The organism is Lelliottia sp. CFBP8978 (assembly GCF_034046055.2).
Classification (GTDB): domain Bacteria; phylum Pseudomonadota; class Gammaproteobacteria; order Enterobacterales; family Enterobacteriaceae; genus Enterobacter.
Genome location: NZ_CM188253.1, coordinates 3,929,226 through 3,942,501 on the forward strand (window position 1 = coordinate 3,929,226; position 13,276 = coordinate 3,942,501).

General features: G+C 54.1%; 14 protein-coding genes. 4 read left to right on the forward strand and 10 right to left on the reverse strand.

The features are described 5' to 3' along the window. Window positions 1-7 precede the first annotated feature (7 nt). The gene (locus tag SOM82_RS18410; protein ID WP_154126448.1) at window positions 8-1,426 is read left to right on the forward strand and encodes a glutamate synthase small subunit; all 1,419 of its coding nucleotides are present in this window, start codon (window positions 8-10) and stop codon (window positions 1,424-1,426) included. A 34-nt stretch (window positions 1,427-1,460) separates the two neighbouring features. On the opposite strand, the gene nanQ is transcribed toward SOM82_RS18410, so the two are convergent. The 10 genes from nanQ to zapE form a co-directional block, all read right to left on the reverse strand. Then, window positions 1,461-1,928, reverse strand: coding sequence for an N-acetylneuraminate anomerase (gene nanQ / locus SOM82_RS18415; protein ID WP_320460946.1), 468 nt, complete (start codon window positions 1,926-1,928; stop codon window positions 1,461-1,463). Then, a complete protein-coding gene (gene nanK / locus SOM82_RS18420; RefSeq protein ID WP_320460922.1) occupies window positions 1,928-2,800 on the reverse strand; it encodes an N-acetylmannosamine kinase in 873 nt (290 codons plus the stop codon). Before nanK ends, nanQ begins: the two co-directional genes overlap by 1 nt. Next, window positions 2,797-4,284: an MFS transporter gene (locus tag SOM82_RS18425; RefSeq protein WP_154126450.1), complete on the reverse strand. Its 1,488-nt coding sequence runs from the start codon at window positions 4,282-4,284 to the stop codon at window positions 2,797-2,799. The genes nanK and SOM82_RS18425 overlap by 4 nt, the downstream gene beginning before the upstream one ends. Before the next feature lie 65 nt (window positions 4,285-4,349). Beyond that, window positions 4,350-5,243 carry an N-acetylneuraminate lyase gene (gene nanA / locus SOM82_RS18430; RefSeq protein ID WP_320460923.1) on the reverse strand — a complete coding sequence of 298 codons (894 nt, stop codon included), beginning with the start codon at window positions 5,241-5,243 and terminating at the stop codon, window positions 4,350-4,352. A gap of 121 nt (window positions 5,244-5,364) precedes the next feature. Further along, entirely contained in the window at window positions 5,365-6,147 is a 783-nt protein-coding gene (nanR, locus tag SOM82_RS18435) for a transcriptional regulator NanR (RefSeq protein WP_154126452.1), read from the reverse strand. 111 nt (window positions 6,148-6,258) lie between these two features. Continuing rightward, on the reverse strand, window positions 6,259-6,756 hold the full coding sequence (sspB, locus tag SOM82_RS18440) for a ClpXP protease specificity-enhancing factor (protein WP_320460924.1): 498 nt from the start codon (window positions 6,754-6,756) through the stop codon (window positions 6,259-6,261). Between the two features lie 5 nt (window positions 6,757-6,761). Further along, window positions 6,762-7,400, reverse strand: a complete 639-nt coding sequence (sspA, locus tag SOM82_RS18445) for a stringent starvation protein SspA (protein ID WP_154126454.1) — start codon at window positions 7,398-7,400, stop codon at window positions 6,762-6,764. A 311-nt stretch (window positions 7,401-7,711) separates the two neighbouring features. After that, window positions 7,712-8,104, reverse strand: a complete 393-nt coding sequence (gene rpsI, locus SOM82_RS18450; protein WP_064543072.1) for a 30S ribosomal protein S9 — start codon at window positions 8,102-8,104, stop codon at window positions 7,712-7,714. A 15-nt stretch (window positions 8,105-8,119) separates the two neighbouring features. Further along, on the reverse strand, window positions 8,120-8,548 hold the full coding sequence (gene rplM / locus SOM82_RS18455; protein WP_004868222.1) for a 50S ribosomal protein L13: 429 nt from the start codon (window positions 8,546-8,548) through the stop codon (window positions 8,120-8,122). Between the two features lie 281 nt (window positions 8,549-8,829). Beyond that, on the reverse strand, window positions 8,830-9,954 hold the full coding sequence (gene zapE, locus SOM82_RS18460) for a cell division protein ZapE (protein ID WP_320460925.1): 1,125 nt from the start codon (window positions 9,952-9,954) through the stop codon (window positions 8,830-8,832). Window positions 9,955-10,143: 189 nt separating this feature from the next. Between zapE and zapG the strand changes: the two genes are divergently transcribed. The 3 genes from zapG to degS all read left to right on the forward strand — a co-directional run bounded on the left by zapG (window position 10,144) and on the right by degS (window position 13,238). Then, window positions 10,144-10,542 (forward strand): Z-ring associated protein ZapG, encoded by a 399-nt coding sequence (zapG, locus tag SOM82_RS18465; RefSeq protein WP_154126456.1) that lies wholly within the window; start codon window positions 10,144-10,146, stop codon window positions 10,540-10,542. A gap of 170 nt (window positions 10,543-10,712) precedes the next feature. Further along, entirely contained in the window at window positions 10,713-12,080 is a 1,368-nt protein-coding gene (gene degQ, locus SOM82_RS18470) for a serine endoprotease DegQ (RefSeq protein ID WP_154126457.1), read from the forward strand. A gap of 90 nt (window positions 12,081-12,170) precedes the next feature. Continuing rightward, complete coding sequence (gene degS / locus SOM82_RS18475) at window positions 12,171-13,238, forward strand: outer membrane-stress sensor serine endopeptidase DegS (RefSeq protein ID WP_154126529.1); 1,068 nt, start codon at window positions 12,171-12,173, stop codon at window positions 13,236-13,238. The last annotated feature ends 38 nt before the right edge of the window (window positions 13,239-13,276 follow it).

A 13,276-nucleotide genomic window follows, 5' to 3' on the forward strand; every position in this document is an offset into this window, starting at 1 on the left:
GGTAGCAATGAGTCAGAACGTATACCAGTTTATCGACCTGCAGCGCGTTGATCCGCCAAAGAAACCGCTGAAGATCCGTAAAATTGAATTTGTTGAAATTTACGAGCCGTTTTCAGAAGGCCAGGCCAAGGCGCAGGCAGATCGCTGCCTGTCCTGCGGTAACCCTTACTGCGAATGGAAGTGTCCGGTCCACAACTACATTCCGAACTGGCTGAAGCTGGCCAACGAAGGGCGTATTTTCGAAGCCGCCGAGCTGTCGCACCAGACCAACACGCTGCCGGAAGTCTGTGGCCGCGTGTGTCCGCAGGACCGTCTGTGCGAAGGTTCCTGTACGCTGAACGATGAGTTTGGCGCGGTCACCATCGGTAATATCGAGCGCTATATCAATGATAAAGCGTTTGAGATGGGCTGGCGTCCGGACATGACCGGCGTGCGTCAGACTGACAAGCGCGTGGCGATCATCGGCGCAGGTCCGGCTGGTCTGGCGTGTGCCGACGTGCTGACCCGCAATGGCGTAAAAGCCGTGGTGTTCGATCGTCATCCGGAGATCGGCGGCCTGCTGACCTTTGGTATTCCGGCCTTCAAGCTGGAAAAAGAGGTGATGACGCGTCGTCGTGAAATCTTCACCGACATGGGTATTGAGTTCAAACTCAATATCGAAGTGGGTCGGGATGTTCAGCTCGACGATCTGCTGAAAGAGTACGACTCCGTGTTCCTCGGTGTCGGCACCTATCAGTCGATGCGTGGCGGTCTGGAAAACGAAGATGCACCGGGTGTGTTTGACGCACTGCCGTTCCTGATTGCCAATACCAGGCAGATGATGGGCTTTGGTGAAACCACCGAAGCGCCTTACGTCACCATGGAAGGCAAACGCGTGGTGGTACTGGGCGGCGGTGATACCGCGATGGACTGCGTGCGTACCTCAATCCGTCAGAACGCAACGCACGTTATCTGCGCTTATCGTCGTGACGAAGAGAACATGCCTGGCTCCAAACGCGAAGTGAAAAACGCGCGTGAAGAGGGCGTGGAGTTCCAGTTCAACGTTCAGCCGCTGGGTATTGAAGTGAATGCCAACGGGAAAGTGAGCGGCGTGAAGATGGCGCGCACCGAGATGGGCGCACCGGATGCCAAAGGGCGTCGCCGTGCTGAAATCGTGGCTGGCTCCGAGCATGTGGTTCCGGCCGATGCGGTGGTGATGGCGTTCGGTTTCCGTCCTCACAGCATGGAGTGGCTGGCGAAACACAGCGTTGAGCTGGATTCACAAGGCCGCGTGATTGCACCTGAAGGCAGCGAAAATGCGTTCCAGACCAGCAACCCGAAAATCTTCGCCGGTGGTGATATCGTTCGCGGTTCAGACCTTGTCGTGACCGCGATTGCCGAAGGCCGTAAAGCGGCTGAAGGCATCATGAACTACCTGGAAGTGTAAAAGACAACCGGATGGCAATGCCATCCGGTTTTTTTTAAGCGCTCAGCAGACTGGCGCGAACTTTCACCACCACTTTCTTTATCTCTTCCGACTCCCTCACGATACAGCCCGGCTTATGCGGTTCTCCCGGCATAAAAATCGCGTACATTCCCGGTAGCAAATCCAGCATCTGCATACCTTCAATCGCGCTACAGAGCTGATAATCGTCCTCAATGTGCCTTTCATCACACTGGCGCGCCGAGCCTGACGGGCCAAAGAGAATCCGCTCTTCGCCTGCCAGCAACAGCTGAATATCAATATATTGCTCATGCAGCTCTGCTTTTTTAAGTTCCGGCGACTGGGTGGCAAACGTCATGACGTTCATGAACACATCTTCACCCCGGAGTTCATAGCGACCCGGCGCTTTATCCTGCGGCCACTCTGCGATAGCCAACGTGAGTGCGTCAATCAGCACCGAAGGTAATCCCGACGAGGAGAGTGACTTAACTTCGCCCATCATCATCATTGTGCTCCCTGAGCCAGTAATGTCGCGCCCAGTAAACCAGCATCGTGGCGATGCCGGGCCGGGCGGACTTCCACATGGTAGATCGACGGCTGCTGCGCCAGATAGTGTGTCACGCGTTGCAGATATCCTTCAGCAAGGCCAACGCTGCCTCCAACCACAACCGTCTGGCAATCGGTCATGGCCTTCACATCCGCAATTAACCGTGCCAGGGTCTGCGCAGAACGTGTGACGATCTCAATGGCTTGCGGGTGGCCGTTCGCCGCATGGCCGAAAATGGCTTTCGCATCCAGCCCTTTCAGTTCTCCATCTGCCTGGGCCGCAATCCCGCGACCGGACGCAATGGCCTCTACACACCCCTGACGACCACAGCCACAAACCGGGCCGTGCGGATCGGCAAGCGTATGGCCGAGATGGCCGGCAAGGCCTCCGGTTCCCGTTTGTAATGCGCCACGCAGCACCATGCCACCGCCTACGCCGGTCGAAACGGTAATGAACACCATATCTTGCGTATCGGCTTCCAGCGCATGATATTCCGCCCACGCAGCCGCCTGCGCGTCGTTTACCGCCATCGCAGGTAAGCCGGTGATGGCCTCCAGCGTCTGGACCAGCGGGAAGTGGAGCAGTCCCCCCAGGTTATCAGGATTAATCGCCAGCAACGTTCCCTCCCGGATAATCCCCGTAGAGGCGATTGCCACGCGCTGTGCCTGCGCGGCTAACGGTGTAACGAGCTGCTGCAAGGCTGCCGTTAAGGCCGCTGCGGTTTTACTGGCAGGTGTCGCCATCTCTCGTCGCTCACGGATACGTAAGGCATCATCGACCAGCGCCGCGGCCAGTTTTGTGCCGCCAATATCGATCGCCAGCGTGGTCATTTCACGGCCTCATGTTTGCTTTTGAGCGTGCCAAACGGAATCGCCCCGCTCATCGGTTTACCATCAATGGCATCGTGAGTGCGTAGCGCCTCAGGTCGAATCCAGCGCTGAACGCGCGATGGCATATCAAGCCCTATCAGCAGGATGACCACAAACGTCAGACCAAACGAAAGCGATCCCAGCGCCGTGCCCAGCTCTAGCCTCTGAGCCAGCAACGCGCCAACGATCGGTGCGATAGCGCCACCTAATGCCCCGACGTTATAGGTAAAACCCAGACCCGCCGCACGTTGGTCAGTATCGAAATAGCCGCCAATCAGCTTTGGCAGAATGCCGGAGATCCCCTGCCCCAGCATCTGCTGGAAGAAGAGCAGCAAGCCCAGAACCCAAATACTGGAACCGCCGATCGCAAACACCGGGATGATGAGCAGTTGAGAGGCTAACAGGCTGCAGACATAGGCTTTGCGCGTCCCCAGCCAGTCACCGAGAAAACCACCCACGCAGCAGCCCACTGCCGCACCAAAGCCGCTAAAGAACAGGACATGCGCGACCATCATCGGGTCATATCCCAGATCCGTTTTCAGGTAGGTCGGCAGCAGCGCCTGAATCGGCCACGAATAGAGAAACGCGAATAATACGACGACCATCAGCGTGACTCCCGTCGGCCAGCGTTTCCCGCTGCTTTGCACCATAAAGCTGATAAAGACGCAGGCGCAGAGTAACCCAAGAATCATCACCAGCCCGGCGTTGTTTAGCTCTCCGGCAAAGCAAAACCACAGCGCAGTGCCAGCGAAGAGCGTCATGGCGATATTGATCGCGCGATGCTTCCCGCGATAGAGGATGTCGACCATCGTGCGCACCGGCGCTTTGCCTTCGTGCTTCGCTTTCCAGTCTTCCGCTTCCGGGATGTTTTTACGCAGCCACAGGGCGAAAATGATGGGCAAAATGCCGATAAAGAACAGCGCGCGCCAGCCCCACGCGGGGACAACCAGGCTGTAAACCTGCGCCGCAACCACGGCACCGACAGAAAAACCGGAGATTAAAAAGCCGCTGGCTTTATTACGCAGATGTTTCGGCCAACTTTCAATCACATAGGTTGCACTGGAGCCATATTCTCCCGCCATTCCCATGCCAATCACCATACGGGCAATAAACATCGTGACGTAGCCCGGCGCAAATCCGCACGCCAGCGTGCCGCAGGAAAAGAGAACGATACTGGTGATCATCGCCAGCTTGCGTCCATAACGATCGCCCATCGCGCCGAGCAATAGCCCACCAAACCAGCGCGAGATAAAGGCAGCAGAAATCAGGCTTGCCGCCTCCACCGTGTTTAATCCGAATTCACTTTTTACTTCTGTTAAAACCAGCGCCATCAACACAAAATCGAAGCCATCAAGCAAATATCCCAACCAGGCGGCGGAGAATGCGCGCAACTGCGGGCGGCTAAGATGGCGGTACCACGGGATGCCTTGGGTAGAAATACTCATTTCACTCTCCCGACGCTCTACATTGTCTGTTTAGCCCGGCGACGTTGCGCCGCCGGGCAACGCATTTACGCCTTCTCAGCCATCAATTGCTTTGCAAGAGCCTTCAGCTCTGGCAGGTACTGCTCATCCACCGGTGCGAAGGGTTTGCGGCACAGAGGAACAGACACGACATCCATGTGATGCAGTACCGTCTTCAGGCCACGGAAAACACCGACTTTGATCAGCAGATCGATAACGCGGTTGCACTCGCTTTGCAGGCGCTGTGCCGTCGCGTTGTCTCCTTCACGGATCGCTTTAGAAATTGCCTGGTAGCGCCAGCCCATGATGTTGTAGGTACTGCCGATCCCACCATCCGCACCTGCCAGCAAACCGGAAGCAAAAATTTCGTCATAACCGTTGTAGAGCACCAGATCCGGATGCGCACGGCGGATCTGCTCCATCTGGAAGAGATCGCCCGACGTTTGTTTCAGCGCTCCAACACCCGGTAGCGTGACCAGAGTATTGATTTGATCCAGCGTCAGCTTCACTCCGCTCAGCGCCGGAATGTTGTAGACCACCATCGGCAAACCATCCGACGAATCAATAATTGCACGGTAGTGGTCACAATGTTCCTCAAAGCTAAAGGGATAGTAAAACGGTGTGACCGCCGACACAGCGTCAAAACCAAAGCGACTGGCTGCGGTCGCTAACTGTTGGCTTTCCGTGGTACTGACGCAACCGACATGGGCAATAAGCGTCACTTTGCCTTTTGCTTCTTCCGCCACGATTTCCAGAACCTGCTCGCGCTCGGAGAGACTTTGCACAAAGGCTTCGCCCGTTGACCCGCCGACATACAGGCCATCAATTCCCTGCTGAATATTGAACCGGACAAGACGTCTCAGACTCTCTTTATCGAGCGCCTGTTGAGAGTTGAACGGGGTCAGGAGTGCAGCCATTACGCCACTTAAATGCTTTGCCATAGATACCTCAAGTGATTACGGGTCTGGTTTATTGATATACCTTTATACCTGTTATACCAGATCAAATAATCAGCACCCCATACAGAACGCTTATATTGCGATCTGCTTCACTAAAGGATCGTTATTTTTTCTTTTTTGATCCCTGGCCGATGGCGTGCCAGGTTGCGGAGACACTATTGAGATGGGTTTGCAGCGCACGATCGGCTTCATCAGGATCGCGGCGGCGGATCGCATCAACGATCGTAATATGCTGCCGATAGCTGACATCGTTGTGCTGGTAAAGGTCGGCGTCCGACACTTTTGGCCTGGCGGCAATTAGCCAGTCAAGCAGGGCAACGTGGATCGCCATAAAGATAGGATTGCCGGGGATCTCCGCCAGCACGCGATGAAAATCGACATCCGAGCGGATAAAGAGTGCATTGTCGTTCAGCGACTGGCTGTTGATCTCCAGCGCTTTTGCCAGTTGATCGACCTGTTCATCCGTGGCGTATTCCGCCGCGTAACGCACCAGGCTTGATTCGAAGAACAGGCGAAGCTGTTCAAAATGCGTAATCCCACCCGGCTGGGTAAGGAAATCCTTGGCCATACCGGAGAGTTCACTGATGATCGTATCCGCAGACGGCATGGTGACACGAGCGCGTTCCCCGTTATTAATTTGCACCAACCCTTTGCGCTTCAGCGCGGCCAGTGCTTCTCGCACGGAAGGGCGACCCACGTTGAAAAACTCCATCAGCTCGCGTTCTGAGGGGAGTTGTTCGCCCTGCGTAAACTCCTGGCGGCGGATCATTTGCTCAAGCTCTTCTTCCACCATTTCGGAGAGTTTTTTACGCGCCAAAGGTCGTCGACGCAGAGTGCGCCCGGGAGTCTCGGTTGAGTTTTCCGCCTGAAGATCAAATGGTTTCATAACAACTCGTGTCAGAAGAGTGACAATCGGTGAAGACAATCATCATATCACAGGATTTTTGGCCGGGCGAAAGCCCCCGGATAGCAAAACAGGCCCATCGGGCCTGTTATATTATTTCACGACGCGTAGCGCCGGACGGCCACCGCGTGGCGGCGGGTCGTCATCAGGATCATTATCATGATCGTGATCGGGTTTGTCGCCATCAATGACCGACATCACCGTTTCGCTTTCGCTTCCGGTAGAACCGTCTTCATCGTTGAGGCTGGCGACGTCTTCGTCATAAGCCGCTTCCGGCTCAAACATCGTACCCGCACCGTTTTCACGCGCATAGACAGCCAGTACAGCAGCCAGCGGTACGGAAACCTGACGTGGCACACCGCCGAAACGCGCGTTAAAACGCACTTCGTCGTTAGCCAGTTCAAGGTTACCTACCGCACGCGGAGCGATGTTCAACACGATTTGCCCGTCGCGTGCATATTCCATGGGAACGTTCACGCCAGGCAACGTCACATCCACTACCAGGTGCGGCGTAAGCTGGTTGTCCAGCAGCCATTCATAGAAGGCACGCAGCAGATACGGACGGCGTGGAGACAGCTGTGACATTTCCACAATCGTTAACCTCGGCCAAGACGCATTTCGCGTTCCGGTTCTGTCAGAGAAGCGAGGAAAGAGTCGCGCTCGAATACGCGAGTCATGTAGCCTTTAAGCTCTTTTGCGCCAGGACCACTGAACTCAACGCCCAACACCTGCAGACGCCATAACAGCGGAGCCAGATAGCAATCAACCAGGCTGAATTCATCACTCAGGAAGAAAGGTTTCTGACCGAATACAGGTGCGATGGCCAACAACTCTTCGCGCAATTGCTTACGAGCAGCATCGGCTTCAGAGGATGAACCGTTAACAATAACGTTCATCAGTGTGTACCAGTCTTTCTCGATACGCTGCATGTACAGGCGGCTTTCACCACGCGCAACCGGATAAACCGGCATCAGCGGCGGATGAGGGAATCGCTCATCCAGATATTCCATAATGATGCGGGATTCCCACAGGGTCAGCTCGCGATCCACCAGCGTTGGTACGCTCTGGTTCGGGTTGAGATCGATCAGATCCTGAGGTGGGTTATCCTTTTCCACATGCTCGATCTCAAAACTGACACCCTTTTCGGCCAGCACGATACGAACCTGATGGCTATAGATGTCAGTAGGACCAGAAAACAGCGTCATTACCGAACGTTTGTTGGCAGCGACAGCCATGAAAACCTCCAGGTATAGTCAGAATATTACTGCTACCGGCCACGCGGGCCAGCCAGATGATTTGTTACCCATCTCAGAGAACGCTCAGCATTGTTCAATAATCGAACAAAAATCGAGTATTCACGGACATTTGGGCAGAAAATTGGATGATAGTTTACCAGATTTTACCGGCTTTGTGGTGAGGGGATTCTGGAAATGCTGAAAAAGAGCTGATAATCAAATAAATACTGTGGATAACCGCAAGATTATCCATAAAAAAAACCCGCCGAAGCGGGTTTTTCGCCAATCTTTCTGCCAAAGCAGAAAAAAGATTAACGTTTGGAGAACTGAGGACGACGACGTGCTTTACGCAGACCGACTTTCTTACGTTCAACTTCACGAGCATCACGAGTAACGAAGCCAGCTTTACGCAGTTCGCCACGCAGGGACTCGTCGTACTCCATCAGAGCGCGGGTGATACCGTGACGGATCGCACCAGCCTGACCAGAAGTACCACCACCTTTAACAGTGATGTACAGATCGAATTTCTCAACCATATCAACCAGTTCCAGCGGCTGACGAACTACCATGCGGGCAGTTTCACGACCGAAGTACTGTTCCAGAGAACGTTGGTTGATGACGATTTTACCACTGCCCGGTTTGATGAACACGCGAGCGGCGGAGCTTTTGCGGCGACCAGTGCCGTAGTATTGATTTTCAGCCATTGCCTATAATCCCGATTAGATGTCAAGAACTTGCGGTTGCTGTGCCGCGTGGTTGTGCTCGTTGCCTGCGTAAACTTTCAGTTTACGGTACATAGCACGACCCAGCGGGCCTTTTGGCAGCATGCCTTTAACCGCGATTTCAATCACACGCTCAGGACGGCGGGCAATCATCTCTTCAAAGGTCGCTTCTTTGATACCACCGATGTGGCCGGTGTGGTGGTAATACATTTTGTCTTCGCGCTTGTTGCCGGTTACAGCAACTTTTTCTGCGTTCAGAACGATGATGTAATCACCAGTATCAACGTGCGGAGTGTATTCCGCTTTGTGCTTACCGCGCAGGCGACGAGCCAGTTCGGAAGCCAGACGACCCAGAGTTTTACCGGTCGCGTCAACAACATACCAGTCGCGTTTTACGGTTTCTGGTTTAGCTGTAAAAGTTTTCATTAAAAGCTTACCCAAATAAATAAGTTACACGTTGGTGAACACCCAAACGTTTAGTCAGTTGAGGCTCACACGACAAAGTCCGGCAAACCTACCCCTTCGAATAGCCTATGCCAGCACATAGAAAGTTTTGGGAAAAAAACCTTCTCGTAACGTGGGGTCGCAAGATTATAGAGAAGTCGAGGTCAAAGATCGACCCCTAAATGTGATTAGTCGCAAGGTTTTCGCCGAGGGATTGCCGGGCGGCGGCTATGCCTTACCCGGCCTGCGGCACGGTGCGGCATTTACGGCATGTGCGCGCGTTTCAAATACTCTTCGCTCTGCATTTCCTGCAGCCGCGATAAACAGCGCTGGAACTCAAATTTCAGTCGCTCCCCCTGATAGACCTCATACAGCGGGACATCAGCGCTGACAACAAGCTTCACATGGCGCTCGTAAAATTCATCCACCAGCGCGATAAAGCGACGGGCTTCGCTCTCCATGAGCGACGTCATAACCGGCACATCAAACAACATGACAGTATGGAAGAGACGCGACAACGCGATATAGTCATGCTGGCTGCGGGCATCGACGCACAGCGTGGCAAAAGAGACGGCCAGAGTTTGGTTTTCCACTCCGCGCGTTTTCAGGGGACGGTGGTTAATCTCCAGTTCTGGCGCGTTGTCACGCTTTGCACCCGCCAGAGCCAGCCAGAGCGTATCCATTTGGCGCTGCGTCTCATCATTTAATGGCGATAACCACAGATGCGCCTGAGTCAGGGTACGCAGGCGATAATCCACTCCTGCATCCACATTCATGACGTCGCAATGCGCTTTTATGGCATCGATCGCGGGCAGAAAACGCGCGCGCTGCAGACCATTACGATACAACTCGTCAGGCGGAATGTTCGAAGTTGCCACCAGCGTGATGCCCCGTGCAAAAAGGGCTTTCATCAGGCCGCCAAGCAGCATCGCATCGGTAATATCCGACACAAAGAATTCATCGAAGCACAGGACGTCTGTCTCTGCTTTAAAACGATCGGCGACTTTTTCCAGCGGATCGCTCTGTCCCTGCAAAGCGGTCAATTCATCATGAACGCGCAGCATAAAGCGGTGAAAGTGCAAACGTTGCTTACGGGTGCCCGGCAGGCTCTGATAAAACAGGTCCATCAGCCAGGTTTTTCCGCGCCCTACCCCGCCCCACATATAAAGACCCCGAGCCGGGGCGGCAGTCTGTGGCTCTTTTTTACCCAACAGTCGGCCAAACGCCGCTTTCAGACCACCGCTTTGCGCGGTCTCTGTCGGTTCGCTCGTCAGTTTCTGATAGATAGTATTCAGGCGATTTACCGCCTCACGCTGAACATCATCGGGCTGGTGAGTGCCCTCATCCAGGGCTTGTTGATAACGGGATGTTGGGGACAGGCTTTGCATAATCTTATTGTTATTCCTTCAATTAAAGCTCACCAGATGACCCGACTGGCGAAAAAAAGGCCGTTCTACAGTACGCGATGATGCGTCAGGATTCCACTTCTGAAGGAATAGCGGTTATAGTGGCATAATCAGGCACAGGCAGGAGCCGCGCCAATACCCTACGGAACCACAAGACAACGGGAGAAGTTCATGACCTGGGAATATGCGCTCATTGGTTTAGTCGTTGGCATCGCAATCGGTGCCGTGGCCATGCGTTTCGGTAATCGAAAATTGCGTCAGCAACAGTCGTTACAGTATGAACTGCAAAAAAACAAAGCTGAGCTGGAAGAGTATCGTGAAGAGTTGGTCAGCCATTTTGCCCGTAGCGCTGAGCTGCTGGACAACATGGCGACCGACTATCGTCAGCTGTATCAACACATGGCGAAAAGCTCCAGCAGCCTGCTGCCAGAAATGACCGCGGAAAGTAACCCGTTCCGTAACCGTCTGGCTGAGTCTGAAGCGGGCAACGATCAGGCGCCGGTTGAGATGCCGCGCGATTACTCAGACGGTGCTTCCGGACTGCTGCGCGGTGGCGCAAAACGCGATTAATCACACATCGACAATATATTTTACGGGCGCAGGCATTGCGCCCGTCCTTTCTTTCCCGTCCCAGCTATTATTTAGTCAAATACCTCATTGTTCAGTGGTTTAAAATTCAATAACATCAAACTGTTTTTGGGCCATTTTTCCTTAATTCCAGGTTACGAGAGCCAGCATCAATGAAGAAAAAAAACCAGCTGTTAAGCGCGTTAGCGTTAAGTGTCGGGTTATCTCTCACTGCGTCCTGGCCTGTGGCCGCAGCGCTTCCTTCGCAAGTTCCCGGAGAAGCCGCTATTCCGAGCCTCGCCCCGATGCTTGAGAAAGTATTGCCTGCCGTGGTGAGCGTGAAGGTGGAAGGCACAGCGGCGCAAAGCCAGCGCGTGCCGGAAGAGCTCAAAAAATATTTTGGTGAAGATGGCCCTGATCAACAAACTCAACCGTTTGAAGGCCTTGGCTCTGGCGTCGTGATTGATGCGACAAAAGGCTACGTACTGACCAATAACCATGTCATCAGCCAGGCTGACAAAATCAGCGTGCAGATGAACGATGGCCGGGAATTCGACGCTAAATTGATTGGCGGCGACGATCAAAGCGACATTGCGCTGTTACAGATACAAAACCCCAGCCATCTTACCCAGATTGCGATCGCCGATTCCGACAAACTGCGCGTCGGTGATTTCGCGGTAGCGGTCGGCAACCCGTTCGGTTTAGGTCAGACGGCCACATCGGGAATTATCTCGGCGCTCGGTCGTAGTGGCCTGAATCTGGAAGGGCTGGAGAACTTTATCCAGACTGACGCCTCCATCAACCGCGGGAACTCCGGCGGCGCCCTGCTGAACCTCAACGGCGAACTGATTGGCATTAATACCGCGATTCTTGCCCCGGGCGGCGGCAGTATTGGTATCGGCTTTGCGATCCCCAGCAATATGGCCAAAACGCTGGCACAACAGTTGATTGAGTCTGGTGAAGTTAAACGCGGACTGCTGGGGATAAAAGGAATGGAGATGAGCGCTGATATCGCGAAAGCCTTCAATCTCAACGTCCAGCGCGGGGCATTCGTCAGTGAAGTGCTGGCAAATTCAGGCTCCGCGAAAGCAGGAGTGAAATCTGGCGACGTGATCGTCAGTCTGAACGGCAAGCCGCTGAGCAGCTTCGCCGAACTGCGCTCGCGCATTGCCACCACTGAACCGGGTACTAAAGTAAAACTGGGCCTGTTGCGCGATGGTAAACCGCTGGACGTCGAGGTGACGCTGGATAAAAGCACCTCTTCGTCGGCCAGCGCCGAGCTGATTGCCCCTGCGCTGCAAGGCGCGGCTTTGAGTGACGGGCAGCTCAAAGACGGAACTAAAGGCATCACCATTGAGAGCGTCGAAAAGAGCAGCCCGGCCGCACAAGCAGGTCTGCATCAGGACGATGTGATCATTGGTGTAAACCGTAATCGCGTGCAGTCGATCGCTGAGATGCGCAAATTACTGGAGAACAAACCCACGGTGATCGCGCTCCAGATCGTTCGCGGCAACGATACGCTCTACATTATATTACGCTAAGCATTTGCCCTCCGGACATCACCGCTGCGTGTGATGTCCGGATAACTCATGCTATGCTGCAACCGTTCCTTAATTAACGACGCCCGCATCATGGTTTTTAAGCTATTTCGTTCTGTCGCCATCGGTTTGGTTGTTGGCGGCCTGTTACTGGCTGCAATGCCTTCGCTACGTCAGTTCAATAAACTGGCGACGCCGCAGTTCGACAGTACGGATGAGACGCCTGTTAGTTACAATCAGGCCGTTCGCCGTGCTGCCCCTGCCGTGGTTAACGTTTATAACCGCGGCCTTAATAGCTCTGCGCATAATCAGCTGGAGATCCGCACTCTCGGGTCTGGTGTGATTATGGACGAGCGCGGCTATATCATTACGAACAAACATGTGATCAACGATGCCGATCAGATTATCGTTGCCCTGCAGGATGGCCGTGTCTTTGAAGCCTTACTGGTGGGATCCGATAGCCTGACCGACCTCGCGGTCCTCAAAATCAATGCCACGGGCGGATTGCCGGTTATTCCAATTAATCGCAAGCGTACGCCGCATATCGGTGACGTGGTGATGGCCATCGGCAACCCTTATAATCTTGGTCAAACCATTACTCAGGGGATTATCAGCGCCACCGGTCGTATTGGCCTGAACCCTTCTGGCAGACAGAATTTCCTGCAAACGGATGCCTCCATCAATCACGGTAACTCCGGCGGCGCGCTGGTCAACTCGCTGGGTGAACTGATGGGCATTAATACCTTATCGTTTGATAAGAGTAATGATGGCGAGACGCCCGAAGGGATCGGCTTTGCGATACCGTTCCAGCTGGCGACCAAAATTATGGATAAGCTGATTCGCGATGGTCGCGTCATTCGTGGCTATATCGGGATTGGCGGACGTGAAATCGCGCCGCTTCATACCCAGGGCGGCGGCATCGATCCGATTCAGGGAATCGTCGTGAACGAAGTGACGCCCGGCGGCCCGGCGGCTAACGCGGGTCTTCAGGTCAATGACGTGATTGTTTCAGTGAATGGTATTCCTGCCCTGTCGGCGCTTGAAACCATGGACCAGGTCGCGGAGATTCGCCCCGGCTCTATTATTCCGGTGGAAGTGATGCGTAATGATAAGAAAATTACGCTTCAGGTCACCATTCAGGAATACCCCGCCACCAACTAAAAGACATAAAAAAACCGGAGCCACTTAAGCTCCGGTTT

Excerpts from the sequence above, each read along its gene's own strand:
- SOM82_RS18425 (WP_154126450.1), bottom strand. The coding sequence starts at position 4,284 with ATGAGTATTTCTACCCAAGGCATCCCGTGGTACCGCCATCTTAGCCGC.
- SOM82_RS18410 (WP_154126448.1), top strand. The coding sequence starts at position 8 with ATGAGTCAGAACGTATACCAGTTTATCGACCTGCAGCGCGTTGATCCG.
- nanR (WP_154126452.1), bottom strand. The coding sequence starts at position 6,147 with ATGAAACCATTTGATCTTCAGGCGGAAAACTCAACCGAGACTCCCGGG.
- nanQ (WP_320460946.1), bottom strand. The coding sequence starts at position 1,928 with ATGATGATGGGCGAAGTTAAGTCACTCTCCTCGTCGGGATTACCTTCG.
- zapG (WP_154126456.1), top strand. The coding sequence starts at position 10,144 with ATGACCTGGGAATATGCGCTCATTGGTTTAGTCGTTGGCATCGCAATC.
- rplM (WP_004868222.1), bottom strand. The coding sequence starts at position 8,548 with ATGAAAACTTTTACAGCTAAACCAGAAACCGTAAAACGCGACTGGTAT.
- nanA (WP_320460923.1), bottom strand. The coding sequence starts at position 5,243 with ATGGCAAAGCATTTAAGTGGCGTAATGGCTGCACTCCTGACCCCGTTC.
- degQ (WP_154126457.1), top strand. The coding sequence starts at position 10,713 with ATGAAGAAAAAAAACCAGCTGTTAAGCGCGTTAGCGTTAAGTGTCGGG.
- zapE (WP_320460925.1), bottom strand. The coding sequence starts at position 9,954 with ATGCAAAGCCTGTCCCCAACATCCCGTTATCAACAAGCCCTGGATGAG.
- degS (WP_154126529.1), top strand. The coding sequence starts at position 12,171 with ATGGTTTTTAAGCTATTTCGTTCTGTCGCCATCGGTTTGGTTGTTGGC.
- sspA (WP_154126454.1), bottom strand. The coding sequence starts at position 7,400 with ATGGCTGTCGCTGCCAACAAACGTTCGGTAATGACGCTGTTTTCTGGT.
- nanK (WP_320460922.1), bottom strand. The coding sequence starts at position 2,800 with ATGACCACGCTGGCGATCGATATTGGCGGCACAAAACTGGCCGCGGCG.
- rpsI (WP_064543072.1), bottom strand. The coding sequence starts at position 8,104 with ATGGCTGAAAATCAATACTACGGCACTGGTCGCCGCAAAAGCTCCGCC.